12 protein-coding genes and 1 tRNA gene are annotated in these 15,156 nt (G+C 64.1%); 6 read left to right on the top strand and 7 right to left on the bottom strand.

Translation table 11 applies throughout. The features are described from left to right. Positions 1 to 1,398 (bottom strand): threonine synthase, encoded by a 1,398-nt coding sequence (thrC, locus tag FJ443_RS05575; protein ID WP_140558194.1) that lies wholly within the window; start codon positions 1,396 to 1,398, stop codon positions 1 to 3. Between the two features lie 129 nt (positions 1,399 to 1,527). Here thrC and FJ443_RS05570 point away from each other — a divergent pair, with 129 nt between their 5' ends. After that, a complete protein-coding gene (locus tag FJ443_RS05570) occupies positions 1,528 to 2,253 on the top strand; it encodes a hypothetical protein (protein ID WP_140494939.1) in 726 nt (241 codons plus the stop codon). 35 nt (positions 2,254 to 2,288) lie between these two features. Here the strand turns inward: FJ443_RS05570 and FJ443_RS05565 are convergent, their stop codons facing one another. After that, positions 2,289 to 2,978: an HAD family phosphatase gene (locus FJ443_RS05565; RefSeq protein ID WP_140558193.1), complete on the bottom strand. Its 690-nt coding sequence runs from the start codon at positions 2,976 to 2,978 to the stop codon at positions 2,289 to 2,291. Between the two features lie 165 nt (positions 2,979 to 3,143). On the opposite strand from FJ443_RS05565, the gene FJ443_RS05560 reads away from it, so the two are divergent. Beyond that, entirely contained in the window at positions 3,144 to 4,277 is a 1,134-nt protein-coding gene (locus FJ443_RS05560) for a site-specific DNA-methyltransferase (RefSeq protein WP_140558191.1), read from the top strand. A gap of 66 nt (positions 4,278 to 4,343) precedes the next feature. Here FJ443_RS05560 and FJ443_RS05555 read toward each other — a convergent pair whose 3' ends face one another. Together FJ443_RS05555 and mutY are read right to left on the bottom strand one after the other, a co-directional pair. Then, positions 4,344 to 4,955, bottom strand: coding sequence for an HAD family phosphatase (locus FJ443_RS05555; RefSeq protein ID WP_140558189.1), 612 nt, complete (start codon positions 4,953 to 4,955; stop codon positions 4,344 to 4,346). Next, positions 4,948 to 6,222, bottom strand: a complete 1,275-nt coding sequence (mutY, locus tag FJ443_RS05550; protein WP_224680328.1) for an A/G-specific adenine glycosylase — start codon at positions 6,220 to 6,222, stop codon at positions 4,948 to 4,950. Before mutY ends, FJ443_RS05555 begins: the two co-directional genes overlap by 8 nt. Between mutY and FJ443_RS05545 the strand changes: the two genes are divergently transcribed. From FJ443_RS05545 to smc, 3 genes are all read left to right on the top strand, one after another. After that, a complete protein-coding gene (locus FJ443_RS05545; protein ID WP_140555929.1) occupies positions 6,221 to 6,721 on the top strand; it encodes a DUF721 domain-containing protein in 501 nt (166 codons plus the stop codon). The genes mutY and FJ443_RS05545 overlap by 2 nt on opposite strands. 137 nt (positions 6,722 to 6,858) lie before the next feature. After that, complete coding sequence (locus FJ443_RS05540) at positions 6,859 to 7,602, top strand: DsbA family protein (RefSeq protein ID WP_140494928.1); 744 nt, start codon at positions 6,859 to 6,861, stop codon at positions 7,600 to 7,602. A 114-nt stretch (positions 7,603 to 7,716) separates the two neighbouring features. Continuing rightward, positions 7,717 to 11,175, top strand: a complete 3,459-nt coding sequence (gene smc / locus FJ443_RS05535; RefSeq protein ID WP_140629253.1) for a chromosome segregation protein SMC — start codon at positions 7,717 to 7,719, stop codon at positions 11,173 to 11,175. Positions 11,176 to 11,253: 78 nt separating this feature from the next. Here the strand turns inward: smc and FJ443_RS05530 are convergent, their stop codons facing one another. The 3 genes from FJ443_RS05530 to FJ443_RS05520 form a co-directional block, all read right to left on the bottom strand. Then, the gene (locus FJ443_RS05530) at positions 11,254 to 11,622 is read right to left on the bottom strand and encodes a VanZ family protein (RefSeq protein WP_140555925.1); all 369 of its coding nucleotides are present in this window, start codon (positions 11,620 to 11,622) and stop codon (positions 11,254 to 11,256) included. A 67-nt stretch (positions 11,623 to 11,689) separates the two neighbouring features. Next, positions 11,690 to 11,764, bottom strand: a tRNA-Gln gene (locus tag FJ443_RS05525). Between the two features lie 133 nt (positions 11,765 to 11,897). Then, complete coding sequence (locus FJ443_RS05520; protein WP_140494922.1) at positions 11,898 to 12,242, bottom strand: VOC family protein; 345 nt, start codon at positions 12,240 to 12,242, stop codon at positions 11,898 to 11,900. A gap of 214 nt (positions 12,243 to 12,456) precedes the next feature. On the opposite strand from FJ443_RS05520, the gene ppdK reads away from it, so the two are divergent. Then, entirely contained in the window at positions 12,457 to 15,135 is a 2,679-nt protein-coding gene (ppdK, locus tag FJ443_RS05515) for a pyruvate, phosphate dikinase (RefSeq protein WP_140514847.1), read from the top strand. Positions 15,136 to 15,156: the final 21 nt, after the last annotated feature.

The following is a 15,156-nucleotide window of genomic DNA, read 5'->3' as shown; positions in this document are numbered from 1 at the left end:
TTAACGCGCCGCTCGCGCACGGCGGCTGACGTAATCTTCCACCATTTTCAGGTCGGATGGAAGTACCGTGTATTTTTCCTCCGATGTCATCAACCCACCTAGCCATGCGGGCAGCGCGGGTGACACGCCGCTGGCGGCCTCGACGGCAGCCGGGAATTTTGCTGGGTGCGCAGTGCCCAGCACCACCATCGGCACGGCATTCGAAGCCTTGCCGGCCGCGACATGCACGGCTGCCGCGGTATGCGGATCAAGCAGGTAGTTGCTGGCCGCGAGCGTCGAGCGGATCGTCGCGGCGACCTCGTCCATATCTGCGCGGCCGGCATCGAATTCGGCTCGCATCCCTGCGATTTCCGTGGCTTCGATGGTGAAGGCGCCGGATTGTTTGAGCCCGGCCATGTAGCGCCGCACAGTCGCCGGGTCGCGGCCCGACGCCTCGAACAGCAGGCGCTCGAAATTCGACGACACCTGAATGTCCATGGAAGGCGAGGTGGTCGCGAACACGCCCTTGGTGCGGTATTCGCCGGTCGCGAAAGTGCGTGCCAGTATGTCGTTGTCGTTGGTGGCGATGACCAGCCGATCGATCGGCAGGCCCATTTTTTTGGCGGCGTAACCGGCAAAGATATCGCCGAAATTCCCTGTGGGCACGGTGAAGGAGACGGGGCGATCGGGCGCGCCGAGCGACAGGGCCGAGGAGAAATAATAGACGATCTGGGCCATGATGCGGGCCCAGTTGATTGAATTCACCCCCGACAGCGAGACACGGTCGCGAAAGCCGTGATCGTTGAACATGTCCTTGAGCATGCCCTGGCAATCGTCGAAATTGCCTTCGATCGCCAGGGCATGCACGTTCTCAGCCTTCGATGTCGTCATCTGCCGTTGCTGCACCGGCGACACGCGGCCATGCGGGAAGAGAATGAAGATGTCGGTGCGGCTGCGCCCGGCGAAGGCGTCTATCGCTGCTCCGCCGGTGTCGCCCGATGTGGCTCCGACGATGGTGGCATGCTGGTTGCGTTCGGCGAGCACATGGTCCATCAGCCGGGCGAGCAGCTGCATCGCGACATCCTTGAAGGCGAGCGTAGGTCCATGGAAGAGTTCGAGGATAAAAGCGTTGGGGCCGGTCTGGACCAGCGGGCAGACAGCCTCGTGGCGGAAGGTGGCATAGGCCTCCCGCACCAGACGCTCGAACACGGGAGCCGGGATTTCGTCGCCAAGAAACGGCGACAGCACGCGGATGGCCAGCTCGGGATAGGCCAAGCCGCGCATGGCGCGGATCTCGGCCATCGAGAATTGCGGCCACTGGCGCGGCACATAGAGCCCGCCGTCACGTGCCAGGCCTGTCAGGACGGCATCGCAAAACCCAAGCGCGGGCGCCTCGCCGCGGGTACTCACATATTGCATCGTCACAATTCCGTTACTGCCTTGGGTTTTCGACCCACGCAAGGTGGTTAATTTCTACGCTGGCTCAGTCGCATTTTTGCCGCGCGGTTGATATACGTCACCAGCTTTGCGAGAGGGAAGTGCAGTTTCATGGCGTTTCATACATTCAGCGGTCGCTTTTTCGCGGGTCTTGCGCTCACCGGCTTTATGCTTGCCGCCGCCGGCTGCCAATCAGGCGACAACGGTATGCTGAACCTGGGTTTTGGCAAGAAGGACCCGACCGCGCCACCGCCGCCGCAGGACCCCAAGATTCTGGCCAGCCAGTTGAATGCCTATTGCCCGAGGGTGATGCTTCGCGACGGCACGGCATTCTTCAACACCTACGCCAACGAAGCCCGGAAGCCCAGGCCCAAGCTCAAGAAGACCGGCGACGCCGCGCAGGATGCCGCGGCCCAGGCTGCGGCCGATGCTGCCGCTGCTACTCCGCCGGACGATTCGGCGAGGGTCATTTATCAGGCCTCGATCAGCGACGTGACCCGCGATTGCAGCCGCGCCGACGGACAGCTGACGATGAAGATCGCCGTCGCCGGCAAGATCGTGCCAGGGCCGAAATTCACGCCCGGCACCATCACCATGCCGATCCGCACCGCGGTGATGCATGGCACCGAGGTGCTTTATTCGCAGATCCACCAATATCAGGTCCAGGTTACCGACCCCTCGGTCGCCACGCAGTTCGTCTTCACCGATTCCAACATCGTCGTGCCGGCGCCGACGGCGCAGGACTATCAGGCCTATGCCGGCTATGATGAAAATGCGCCGAAGGCCGCGACCGACAAATCGAAGAAAAACAGGAAGAAAGCCGCCGCGACCAACTAAATCCGCAGGGGTGCTCGTCGGGGCCTAGCGGACGCTCACACGTCCGCCGACCATTCTGATAGGGCGGCCAGCGTGCCGCTCAGATCCGCCCAGCGGCGGATCACCGTCTCGGCGCCCGCCTCCGTCAGCGCATCGGCATGGCCGGGATAGCTATGGGCGGCGCCCGTGAACCCGATGACACGCATTCCTGCCGACCTTGCGCCGGTCACGCCGTGCACGGAATCCTCGATGACGAAAGTGTTTGCCGGATGGGCGCCGAGCTTTTCGGCGGCGAACAGGAACACGTCCGGAGCCGGTTTGGTTTTTCCGGTCGGCGTCTCCATCGCGGAGAAGATGCGCCCGGCAAAGAATGGCAGCAGATGCACCTTCTCCAGCATGAATTCTATCCGCTCCGAGCGTGAGTTGGAGCAGATGCAACGTTGCGCCGTCACCGAGGCGACCGCTTCGCGCACGCCCTCGATGGCACGAACGTCGCTGCGCAGTTTCCGGTCGACCAGCTCTTCGGCGCGATCGATCAGCGAAACCTGGAACGGGATGTTGGACTTCTCCTCAACCCGCATCAGAATGTCCTTGAACGTCAGCCCCGCATAAGTCTCGGCAATCTCCTCGGCCGAGATTTCGTATCCGGACAAGGTCAGGAGCTCGGCCTCGACGCGCGCGGCGATGATTTCGGAATCGACGAGCACGCCGTCGCAATCGAAGATGACAAGGTCTGGCTGGGGCATGGTGATCCGGGCAATGAGAACGGGCAGGCTTCAGGCGGCGCGGCATACACCAACGGGCACGTCGGCGCAAACCGGCGGCGTCCGATCGCTGCCCTTCACCGAATATTTACGCTGATCGGTAACCATAACCGGGAGTAAACAGTAACGCGTGCCTTGGGTGTAAAAATGTCAGCCGTGCGTCTTGTCGACGAGCTTTCCCATGCTCCCCAGCAATCCGAATGGCTGGACACGATCCTGAAGGGCGACTGCGTCGCGGCGCTCGACCGGCTGCCCGAAAAATGCATCGACGTCATCTTCGCCGATCCACCCTACAATCTGCAGCTCGACGGCGACCTGCACCGGCCCGACCAATCCAAGGTCGATGCGGTGGACGACGACTGGGACCGGTTCGAGAGCTTCGAGGCCTACGATGCCTTCACGCGCGCCTGGCTGCTGGCCGCGCGCCGGGTGTTGAAGCCCAACGGCACCATCTGGGTCATCGGCTCCTATCACAACATCTTCCGGGTCGGCGCCAAGATGCAGGATCTCGGCTTCTGGATCCTCAACGACGTCGTCTGGCGCAAGACCAATCCGATGCCGAATTTTCGCGGTCGCCGCTTCCAGAACGCGCATGAGACGATGATCTGGGCCTCCCGCGACCAGAAGGGCAAGGGCTATACCTTCAACTACGAAGCGTTGAAGGCGTCGAACGACGACATACAGATGCGTTCCGACTGGCTGTTCCCGATCTGCACCGGTGGCGAGCGGCTGAAGAACGACAATGGCGATAAACTGCACCCGACGCAGAAGCCGGAGGCGCTGCTCGCCCGCATCATGATGGCCTCGACCAAGCCGGGCGACGTCGTGCTCGATCCCTTCTTCGGCTCCGGCACGACAGGCGCGGTGGCCAAGCGCCTTGGCAGGCATTTTGTCGGCATAGAGCGCGAGCAGGCCTATATCGACGCCGCCAATGAACGCATCGACGCGGTGCGGCCGCTCGACGGCGCGGACCTGACCGTGCTCACTGGCAAGCGCGCCGAGCCTCGCGTCGCCTTCGTCAGCCTGATCGACACCGGGCTGGTGACGCCCGGTGCTACGCTCTACGACGCCAAGAAGCGCTGGGCGGCCAAGGTTCGCGCCGATGGCACGGTGGCGATCGGCGACAGTGCCGGATCGATCCACAAAATCGGCGCCGAAGTTCAGGGCCTGGATGCCTGCAACGGCTGGACCTTCTGGCACTATGAACGCAGCGGCGGCCTGACCCCGATCGACGAACTGCGTCGCATCGCGCGTCTCGGCATGGAAAGGGCAGGGGGCTGACCCTGCCGATTGCCGCGGCTTTGGCGTTGGTTCAAAGTCTCAACGAAGTACTGGAAGCGATTCAAATCACGCCTTGATTCCGAGCCGCTCAAGGTCTGCTTGAAGTGTCTTGGCATCGGTGAACAGCACTGCCTGCCAGCCGGCCGCTTTGGCGCCGTCGACATTCTTCTGGCTGTCGTCGATGAACAGCGTCGCGGACGGTTCGAGCTCGAACGCGGCGACGTGATGGTCGTAGATGTCGCGATCCGGCTTGATCTTGCCGATCTCACCCGAAATGGTGACACCGCGCGGACGATTGAGAAAATCGAAGCGTTTGCGCGCTTCGGCCAGCGTATCGGCGGCGAAGTTGGTCAGCATGGTGACATCGTGGCCGCTGTCGATCAGGCCGACCATGATGGCGACGCTGTCGTCATAGGCATGCGGCACCATGTCGTGCCAGTGGCGGCGAAAATTGCGGATGTTATCCGCGTGATCCGGGTGGTCCGCGATCAGCAGCGTTTCCGCCTCTTCCCATGTCCGGCCGCGGTCCTGCTCGATGTTCCAGTCATGCGTGCAGACATTGTCGAAGAACCACTTTCTCTCCTCGGCATCGGGAATAAGCCGGCTGAACGGGATGTTCGGGTCGTAGTGGATCAGCACTTTGCCGATGTCGAACACGATGTGGCGGATTTCAGTCATGGGGCCTCTCTGCACTGTTCGGTGACGGCTTTTTCGTCGCGCCGGGTATCGCAGCCTCGATTGCCTTTTTCATGACAGTGGGCAGCGCTTCACCCGAAATGTCCGATGGCAGCGACCAGAAATGCCCGGCGGGCGTCTCGCCGGTGCTTCGGGCGAGGAAGATTTCGAGCTCGAGCGCAAAATGGGTGAAGACATGCGCGATCCGGCCGGCTTGTCGCCAGTCGCCGGGAAAGGGTGCGGCCGCCGCTGTGGTCGCGCCGTCCAGCCGCGCCGTCCAGCCGGTCGTCGGCACCTCGGTCATGCCGCCGAGCAGCCCTTTGTCGGCGCGTTTGCGCAGAAGAATGGCACCGTCGCTTCGCACGGCGACGAAGGCTGCGCCGCGCCGCAGCGGTTTGTCGGCCTTGGGCAGGCGCACGGGATATTGTTCAGGATCGCCTGAAACGACCGCGCTGCAGCCCTCGCGCAGCGGGCAAAGCATGCAGCGCGGTCGGCGCGGGGTACAGATCGTGGCGCCGAGGTCCATCATCGCCTGGGCGAAATCGCCGGGCCTCGTCGTGGGAACCATGCGCTCGACACGGGCGCGAATGTCGGCCTTGGCTTCGCTGAGCGGCGTGGCAATGGAGAACAGGCGGGTCACGACACGTTCGACATTGCCATCGACGACGGCAGCCGGCCGGTCGAAAGCGATCGCCGCGATCGCCGCCGAAGTATAGGCGCCGATGCCCGGCAATTCCTTCAAGCCGGCTTCCGTATCCGGAAACCGGCCGTCGCGCCCGGCCACCAGATCGGCGCAGGCCTTGAGGTTGCGGGCACGGGAATAGTAGCCGAGCCCTGCCCAGGCTTTCATCACGTCCTCGACGGGCGCCGCCGCCAGCGCCGCGACATCAGGCCATTTCTCGACAAAGGCGCGAAAATAGGCCTTCACGGCTTCAACCGTGGTCTGCTGCAGCATGACCTCCGACAGCCAGATCCGGTAAGGATCGGGCCGCACGCCACGGGCATTGTCGCGCGGGGTCACGCGCCACGGCAACTCGCGATGATGCACGTCGTACCATGCGAGCAGGCGGGATGCGGTATCGCCAGCTTTGCTGCTGTCCCCGGACGCAGCTCTGCTGCTGTCACTAGACGCAGCTTTGCTGCTGTCACTAGACGCAGCTTTGCTGCTGCTGTCCTCTGATATGGCCTTGCGGGTCTGCTCGTGCGGTGCCATTGATCTCGTATCGGCCTCGGCCGGGAAGAGTGGAGGTGGTGGCTGGAGAACGCACATGGCAGGGAAAAGGCCCTTCGGCAATCCCGTTCCGGTGAGCGATCTCGCCACCGCGATCCTCGACCCGGTGCTGCGCAAGCGGGCGGGCATTTCGGTCAGCCTGGTCCAGTCGTGGGAAGAGATTGCCGGTTCGCGCCTGGCCGGCCATTCGCGCCCTGAAAAGATCCAGTGGCCTCGGCGGCTGCACGAAGACGACCCGTTCGAGCCGGCCGTGCTGGTGATCGCCTGCGAGGGCATGGCGGCGCTCCATCTGCAGCATGAGGCCGGCGAGATCATCAATCGCGTCAATGCATTTCTCGGCTTCACGGCCATCGGCCGCATCAGGATAGTGCAGAAGCCGGTTCTAAGTGAAAAGGCGCGGCCGAAACCACCCGTCAGGCCTCTCAATGAGGCGGAAAAATCAAGACTGTCGCACATCGTCGGCAAGATAGAAGACGATGGCCTGCGTGCCTCTCTGGAGCGGCTCGGCGCCACTATTCTGGGACAAAGAAAGTCATAGCACCGTCGCCAATCTCGCGATTTCGTGATTATAAGCTTCAAGTTTCACGATTGGGGACGGCGATGCCTTAATTCGCGCCAACTCTCGCCTTTTCGTGCCTTTGCGTTGCAAAATCCAACCCCTGTCAGGTGATTCGTATGAACCGTCCTCCGTTCGGCAAAAGCTTGTCCCGCAGAAACCTGCTGTCTTCGCTGGCCGCCATTCCGGTGGTGGCCGTGCTTGCGGCATGCAGCGACTCTGGTGAGGAAGCCAAGGCGGCCGATGTGAAGCCTGCCGCTCCCGCCGCACCCGCGACATCGGCCACGCCGGCCGCCGTCAAGGCGCCGGAGGCTCAAGGCACCGTCGACATGGCCGAACTGCTTAAGCCCGGCGCATTGCCCGACAAGCAACTCGGCAAGGACGACGCCAAGGTCACGATCGTCGAATACGCCTCGATGACCTGCCCGCATTGCGCGCATTTTGCCGAAACCACCTTTCCGGAATTGAAGAAGAAATACATCGATACCGGCAAGGCGCGCTATATTCTGCGCGAATTCCCGTTCGATCCGAGCGCCGAGGCCGGTTTCATGCTGGCGCGCTGCGCCAAGGACAACTACTTCCCGATGGTGGATGTCCTGTTCAAGCAGCAGGCGAACTGGGTGGGCGTGTCCAACACCAAGGATGCGCTGCTGCAAATCTCCAAGCTCGCCGGTTTTACACAGGAGTCCTTCGAAGCCTGCTTGACGGACCAGAAACTTCTGGACGATGTGAGGGCGGTCCAGAAACGCGGCGCCGACGAATTCAAGGTCGACTCGACGCCGACCTTCTTCATCAACGGAAAGACCTACAAAGGGGCGATGTCGATTGAGGAAATGTCGGCCATCATCGACCCTCAGCTCTGACGTCTTGGCGATGCCGAAGCGGCAGCGCTTCGGCATGCGTGGCCTTTGGCCGTGCTGCGCGCCGCCGCAAACCCGCGGCGCGTTTTCGCAAAAGTCGCTTTCAGGGCGGCGTGAATGAAGTTTTCGCGCCTTCGCCTCCTCGGTTTCAAATCCTTCGTCGAACCAGGCGAGTTCGTGATCGAACGCGGCCTGACGGGCATTGTCGGGCCGAACGGCTGCGGCAAGTCTAACCTTGTCGAGGCGCTGCGCTGGGTGATGGGCGAAAGCTCCTACAAGAACATGCGCGCGTCCGGCATGGACGACGTGATCTTTTCCGGCTCGGGCACGCGCCCGGCACGCAATACCGCCGAGGTCACGTTGTTCCTCGACAACAGCGATCGCTCGGCGCCGGCAGCCTTCAACGACGCCGACGAATTGCAGGTCTCGCGCCGCATCGAGCGTGAGGCGGGCTCGCTCTACCGTATCAACGGCAAGGAAGCGCGCGCCAAGGACGTGCAGCTTCTGTTCGCCGACCAGTCGACCGGCGCGCGTTCGCCCTCGATGGTTGGCCAGGGTCGCATCGGCGAGCTGATCCAGGCCAAGCCCCAGGCGCGCCGCGCCCTGCTGGAAGAAGCGGCCGGCATTTCCGGCCTGCATACGCGCCGCCACGAGGCCGAACTCAGGCTCAAGGCCGCCGAGCAGAACCTCGAGCGCCTGGATGACGTCGTTGGCGAGCTGGAAAGCCAGATCGAAAGCCTGAAGCGCCAGGCACGCCAGGCCTCCCGCTTCAAGAACCTGTCGGCCGACATCCGCAAGGCCGAGGCGACGCTGCTCCATCTGCGCTGGACGCTGGCCAAGGCCCAGGAAGGCGAGGCACGTTCGGCGCTGGCCGTCGCCACCGCCCTGGTTGGCGACCGCGCCGCCGCCCAGATGGCGGCCGCCAGGGAGCAAGGTATCGGCGCGCATCGGCTGCCCGATTTGCGTGACGCCGAAGCTGCGGCGGCCGCGGCCTTCCAGCGCCTGTCGATCGCCAGATCGCAGATCGAGGAAGAAGCCGGCCGCATCCGCGCCCGTCAGGCGGAACTCGAGCGCCGGCTCCAGCAGCTCGACGGTGACATCGCCCGCGAGGAGCGCATGGTGCGCGACAATGCGGATATCCTCGAACGCCTGCGCGCCGAGGAAGCAGCGCTCAACTCCGAAAATGCCGGCGCGGCCGAGCGTGAAGCAACCACCCGCGCCGCCTTCGAACAGGCAGCCGCGACGCTCTCGCAGAGCGAAGCCAGGCTTGCAGCACTTACCGCCGAGCGGGCCGAGGCCGCCGCTTCGCGCAATCAGGTCGAGCGGACGCTGCGCGAGACCGCCGAGCGTCGGGACCGTTTCGCCCGCCAACTCGCCGATGTCGACCGCGAATTGTCGGAAATACTCTCCAAAGTCGCGGGCCTGCCCGACCCGGCCGAGAAGCGACTTCTGGTCGAGGACGCGCTGGCGCGGCTCGAAGAGAGCGAGGCCGGCGCGATTGCCGCCGAACAGGCGGTCGCCGAGGCGCGCGCCGCCGAAAATGCCGCCCGCCCGCCATTACAGGACGCCAGGGCCGAACTGGCGCGCATCGAAACCGAAGCCCGCACGCTGGCCAAGATCCTGAACGCAGCCAGCGGCGATCTCTTCCCGTCCGTGCTGGAACAGATCAGCGTCGAGCGCGGCTATGAGACGGCCTTGGGCGCCGCCCTCGGCGAGGACCTTGACGTGCCGCTCGACCGCAGCGCCCCGGTGCATTGGGGCGAGAGCGCGATCCAGGCCGATGACGCCGCGCTTCCCGAAGGCATCAAGAGCCTGGCCAGCGTGGTACGTGCCCCGGCGCAGCTTGCCCGCCGGCTGGCGCAGATCGGCATTGTCGAAGCCGCCGACGGCCGCCGCCTGCAAGGGCTGCTCGCGCCCGGCCAGAGGCTGGTCAGCCCTGAGGGCGCGCTGTGGCGGTGGGACGGGCTGACCGCCAGCGCCGACGCGCCGACCGCGGCCGCGCAACGCCTGGCGCAAAAGAACCGGCTGGCCGAGCTCGATGCCGAAGCGGTGCAGGCGACGCTTGTGCTGCGCGAGGCCGAGGCGGTGCTCGCACAGGCCGAACAGTCGCTTCGCGAGGCCAGCGAGGCCGAGCGCGCCGCGCGTCAGGCCGGACGCGACGCCCAGCACGGGCTGGACGCCGCCCGCAACGCGCTGGCCGAAGCCGAAAAGGCCGGCGGCGAGTTGGCGAGCCGGCGCGCCGCCCTGGACGAGGCCCGCGCCCGTATTGTCGACAGTCATGAAGAAACTTCGGCCGCCTTTGCCGAGGCGGAAATGCTGCTGCAGGACGCGCCCGATCTCGGCGACCTGCAGATACAGCTCGAGCAATCCTCGGCCAATGTCGCCCGCGACCGCGCCACGCTCGCCGATGCGCGTGCCGTCCATGAAGGGTTGCGGCGGGAGGCCGAGGCGCGGTCGCGCCGGCTCGATGCGATCGGCGCCGAGCGCAGCAACTGGCTGGAGCGCGCCGAGAACGCTTCGACGCAGATCGCCTCGCTGGGCGAACGCAAGGCAGAGGCCGAGGCCGAACGCGAGAGATTGGCCGACGCACCCGACGAGATCGATGCCAAGCGGCGCGCCTTGCTGTCACAGCTCACCGAGGCCGAGACCTTGCGCAAGGCGGCGGCCGACCGTCTGCAGGAAGCGGAGAACAGGCAGGCCGAACTGGACAAGGCGGCCACCAGCGCCATCCAGTCGCTGGCCGAGGCGCGCGAGACCCGTGTCCGCGCCGAGGAGCGCTTGACCGCGGCCGACGAGCGCCGGCTGGAGGTCGAGGCGCGCATCCAGGAGACGCTGAACACGCCGCCACATCTGGTCATCCGCCATACCGGGCTGGAGGCCGACGATCCGATGCCCGAAATGGCCGAGATCGAGCGCCAGCTCGACAGGCTGAAGATCGAGCGCGAGCGGCTCGGCGCCGTCAATTTGCGCGCCGAGGAGGAGCAGAAGGAGCTTTCGGACCGGCTGGAGACCATCGTCTCGGAGCGCGAGGACATCATCGAGGCGATCCGCAAGCTCAGGCAAGCGATCCAGAACCTCAACCGCGAAGGCCGCGAGCGGCTTCTCGCCGCTTTCGACGTGGTCAACGGTCATTTCCAGCGGCTGTTCTCGCATCTCTTCGGCGGCGGCACGGCGGAATTGCAGCTGATCGAATCCGAGGATCCGCTCGAGGCAGGACTTGAAATCCTTGCCCGTCCGCCCGGCAAGAAGCCGCAGACCATGACGCTGCTGTCCGGTGGCGAGCAGGCGCTGACGGCGATGTCGCTGATCTTCGCCGTGTTCCTCACCAACCCGGCGCCGATCTGCGTGCTCGACGAAGTCGATGCGCCGCTCGACGATCACAATGTCGAACGCTTCTGCAATCTGATGGACGAGATGGCCAAGACCACCGAGACGCGCTTCGTCATCATCACCCACAATCCCATCACCATGGCGCGCATGGACCGGCTGTTCGGGGTGACCATGGCCGAGCAGGGCGTCAGCCAGCTCGTTTCGGTCGATCTGCAGGCAGCCGAAGCCATGCGCGAGGCAAGCTGACTTCACCTTCAACGTGCCGTGCTGAAGCCTGATTTTGAGCGTTGTCTTTCGCGGTAAGGCAGTCGGTTCGGCTTCTTCTCACCTTGCGCGTTGCACGATCCAGGTCGCCCAGATCGCGGCCAGCAGACCGCATGCAATGCCAATGCAATCGGCAACCCAGTCGAGCACGTCGAAATCGCGGCCTATCGCCGTGGTGCCCTGGAGAACTTCTATGGCAGCGCCGACAAAGGCGAGGAAGACGATCAGCGCCGGCTTGTGCCGCGGCCAGCCGAGGCTTCCCAGGAAAGCCAGCACGGCGAATGCGCTGGCGTGATTGAGCTTGTCATAATGGAAGCCGATATCGATTCCGAATTGCTTGAGGCGATGTGCCGGCAGCAGCGCGAGAACGAGGACGGCCAGGAGCGTGACGACAAAGGCAATCCGCTCGGCGACGGAATAGATTCTCATTCTGCTCCAACAACATGTCTCCGGTATAAACCGTAACCTATGTGTCCGGAACGGACCCTTGCGCGCTTGGCTGGGGCGCCAGGATTCGAACCTGGGAATGTCGGTACCAAAAACCGATGCCTTACCACTTGGCGACGCCCCAGCAGCTGACATGCGTCGACTGCGCGTGGCCTTATAGGCTGTGCCGGTGGAAAGCTCAATGCCTGGAGATTGCGACTTTCCTGCTGATCCACGACTCCGTTGGCGACGGTCGTCTCATGCGCCGGTCGTGCCGCCTATTCTCCCCACACCGCCATCTCGTTTCCAGCCGGGTCGGCAAAGTGGAACCGCCTGCCGCCCGGAAACGAAAAGATCGGTTTGATGATCGTGCCGCCGGCATTCTCGACGGCGGCCAGCGTCTCTTCCAGATCCTGGGAATAGAGCACCGGCAACGGCTTGGCGGTGGCGTCGCCGCTGTCGGCCTGGAAACCGCCGTCCAGTCCCTCGCTAAAGGCCGAATAGGTCGGGCCATAGTCGGTGAACGACCAGGCAAAGGCGGCGCTGTAGAAGGCTTTCACACTGTCCAGCGTCGCGCCGGTTGCCGGCAGTTCCAGATAGTCGAGTTTTCCGGTGAGCTTCATGATGCACCTCTTCGTTCCCTGTATGTTCTAGTCTTGGACCGTTGCACTGGCAAGTCCTTTTGCCGCAGCTTTTGCTTAATCGATTGTAGCGGCCAAACGGCTTTGCCGACGCCTTGCCTTTCGCATTGCAGCATCATATCCGTCCAAAGTCGGGATATGGCGGGGCTTTCTGTTTCGTCAATCTTTCCAATCTCCTGCAACCGGAGAGCAAAGCATGACCAAGTGGGTTTTCACCTTTGGCGATGGTGCGGCCGAAGGCCGGGCTGGCGACAAGAATCTGTTGGGCGGCAAGGGTGCCAATCTGGCCGAGATGTGTAGCCTTGGCCTGCCGGTGCCGCCGGGCTTCACCATCACGTCGGAGGTCTGCAACGCCTACTATGCCAACGGCCGCGCCTATCCGGCAGGGCTTGAAGCGGACGTCGCCGTGGCGCTGGACCATATCGGCCGGCTCACCGGCCGCCGTTTCGGCGATCCGTCGAAACTGCTGCTTGTGTCGGTGCGCTCCGGCGCCCGCGCCTCGATGCCTGGCATGATGGACACCGTGCTCAATCTCGGCCTCAACGACGAAACCGTCGAGGCGCTGGCCGCCGATTCCGGCGATGCGCGCTTTGCCTATGACAGCTACCGGCGCTTCATCCAGATGTATTCCGATGTCGTCATGGGGCTCGACCACGAGGTGTTCGAGGAGATCCTCGAGGATCAGAAGGCCAGCCTCGGCCATGAACTCGACACGGAACTGACAGCTATCGAGTGGCAAGGCGTCATCGCGCTCTACAAGGCCAAGGTCGAAGAGGAGCTCGGCAGGCCGTTCCCGCAGGATCCGCACGAACAGCTCTGGGGGGCGATCGGTGCCGTGTTCTCGAGTTGGATGAACAACCGCGCCATCACTTACAGGCGCCTGCACGATATTCCCGAAAGCTGGGGCACGGCGGTCAATGTCCAGGCCATGGTGTTCGGCAACATGGGTGAAACTTCGGCCACCGGGGTCGCCTTCACTCGCAATCCGTCGACCGGCGAAAAGCAGCTCTATGGCGAGTTCCTGGTGAATGCGCAGGGTGAGGACGTCGTCGCCGGCATCCGCACGCCGCAGAACATCACCGAGGCGGCCCGCATCGCCGCCGGCTCCGACAAGCCGTCATTGCAGAAACTGATGCCGGACGCCTTCCAGTCCTTCGTCACCATCTCGGACAGGCTGGAAAAGCACTACCGCGACATGCAGGACCTCGAATTCACCATCGAGCGCGGCAAATTGTGGATGTTGCAGACGAGGTCCGGCAAGCGCACCGCCAAGGCGGCGCTCAGGATCGCCGTCGAGATGGCCAGGGACGGCTTGATCTCGAAAGAGGAAGCGGTCGCCCGCATCGATCCCGCCTCGCTCGACCAGCTCCTGCACCCCACCATCGATCCGAAGGCCGCACGCGACGTCATCGGTGTCGGCCTGCCGGCGTCTCCAGGCGCCGCTACCGGCGAGATCGTCTTTTCCTCCGCGGACGCCGAGGATCTCAAGGCGCAAGGGCGCAAGGCTATTCTGGTGCGTGTGGAGACCAGCCCCGAGGACATCCACGGCATGCATGCGGCGGAAGGCATCCTGACCACGCGCGGCGGCATGACCAGCCATGCTGCCGTCGTGGCGCGCGGCATGGGCAAGCCGTGCGTTTCGGGCGCCGGTTCGCTGCGCGTCGACTATAAGGCAGCTACGCTGATGTCGATGGGGCAGACCTTCCGCAAGGGCGACATCATCACCATCGACGGCGGCAACGGGCAGGTGCTCAAGGGCGCCGTAGCGATGCTCCAGCCCGAGCTTTCCGGCGATTTCGCCGCCATCATGGAATGGGCGGATGCGGTGCGGCGCATGAAAGTGCGCACCAACGCCGAAACCCCGCTCGATGCGCGCATGGCGCGCTCCTTCGGTGCCGAAGGCATCGGCTTGTGCCGCACCGAACACATGTTCTTCGATGGCGCCCGCATTATCGCCATGCGCGAGATGATCCTGGCCGACACCGAAAAGGACCGGCGCGCCGCGCTTGCCAAGCTGCTGCCGATGCAGCGAGCGGATTTCCTGGAGCTGTTCGAGATCATGGCCGGTCTGCCGGTGACCATCCGCCTGCTCGATCCGCCGTTGCACGAATTCCTGCCCAAGACCGAGGCCGAGATAGCCGAAGTCGCGGCGGCGATGAATGTTGCGCCGGACAAGCTCAGGCAGCGCACCGAGGCGCTGCACGAATTCAACCCGATGCTCGGCCATCGCGGCTGCCGGCTTGCTGTGTCCTATCCCGAGATCGCCGAGATGCAGGCGCGCGCCATTTTCGAAGCCGCCGTCGAGGCTGGCCGCAAGGCCGGCGCGCTGGTGGTACCCGAGATCATGGTGCCGCTGGTCGGGCTTGTGAAGGAACTCGACTATGTCAAGGCGCGCATCGATGCGGTGGCCAAGAGCGTCATGGACGAAAGCGGCGTCAAGATCGACTACCTGACTGGAACCATGATCGAGCTCCCCCGCGCGGCGATCCGCGCCCATGTCATCGCTGAATCGGCCGAGTTCTTCTCTTTCGGCACCAACGACCTGACCCAGACGACATTCGGCATCTCGCGCGACGACGCGGCCTCGTTCCTGGAGACCTATCGCCAGAAAGGCATCATCGAACAGGATCCGTTCGTATCGCTGGACATCCATGGCGTCGGCGAACTGGTGCGCATGGCCGCCGAGAAGGGCAGGGCGGCGCGGCCAGGGATCAAGCTCGGCATTTGTGGTGAGCATGGCGGCGATCCGGCCTCCATCCGCTTCTGCGAGGAGGTCGGACTGGACTATGTGTCCTGTTCGCCCTACCGCGTGCCGATCGCCAGGTTGGCGGCCGCGCAGGCGGCCGTTCAGGTGGCAAAGGCGGGCCGCGGCTGAGCGCCTGCCGCCGATCGGAAC

The sequence above is a fragment of the Mesorhizobium sp. B2-6-1 genome, from assembly GCF_006440475.1.
GTDB lineage: Bacteria > Pseudomonadota > Alphaproteobacteria > Rhizobiales > Rhizobiaceae > Mesorhizobium.
The sequence above is the reverse complement of the archived record's forward strand: the minus strand, read 5'-3'. Positions and strand labels throughout refer to the sequence as shown.

Bases quoted from the DNA above. Each gene is read 5' to 3' on its own strand.
- ppdK (WP_140514847.1), top strand. From the start codon at position 12,457: ATGACCAAGTGGGTTTTCACCTTTGGCGATGGTGCGGCCGAAGGCCGG.
- FJ443_RS05520 (WP_140494922.1), bottom strand. From the start codon at position 12,242: ATGAAGCTCACCGGAAAACTCGACTATCTGGAACTGCCGGCAACCGGC.
- smc (WP_140629253.1), top strand. From the start codon at position 7,717: ATGAAGTTTTCGCGCCTTCGCCTCCTCGGTTTCAAATCCTTCGTCGAA.
- FJ443_RS05570 (WP_140494939.1), top strand. From the start codon at position 1,528: ATGGCGTTTCATACATTCAGCGGTCGCTTTTTCGCGGGTCTTGCGCTC.
- FJ443_RS05545 (WP_140555929.1), top strand. From the start codon at position 6,221: ATGGCAGGGAAAAGGCCCTTCGGCAATCCCGTTCCGGTGAGCGATCTC.
- FJ443_RS05540 (WP_140494928.1), top strand. From the start codon at position 6,859: ATGAACCGTCCTCCGTTCGGCAAAAGCTTGTCCCGCAGAAACCTGCTG.
- FJ443_RS05555 (WP_140558189.1), bottom strand. From the start codon at position 4,955: ATGACTGAAATCCGCCACATCGTGTTCGACATCGGCAAAGTGCTGATC.
- thrC (WP_140558194.1), bottom strand. From the start codon at position 1,398: ATGCAATATGTGAGTACCCGCGGCGAGGCGCCCGCGCTTGGGTTTTGC.
- FJ443_RS05560 (WP_140558191.1), top strand. From the start codon at position 3,144: ATGTCAGCCGTGCGTCTTGTCGACGAGCTTTCCCATGCTCCCCAGCAA.
- mutY (WP_224680328.1), bottom strand. From the start codon at position 6,222: ATGTGCGTTCTCCAGCCACCACCTCCACTCTTCCCGGCCGAGGCCGAT.
- FJ443_RS05565 (WP_140558193.1), bottom strand. From the start codon at position 2,978: ATGCCCCAGCCAGACCTTGTCATCTTCGATTGCGACGGCGTGCTCGTC.
- FJ443_RS05530 (WP_140555925.1), bottom strand. From the start codon at position 11,622: ATGAGAATCTATTCCGTCGCCGAGCGGATTGCCTTTGTCGTCACGCTC.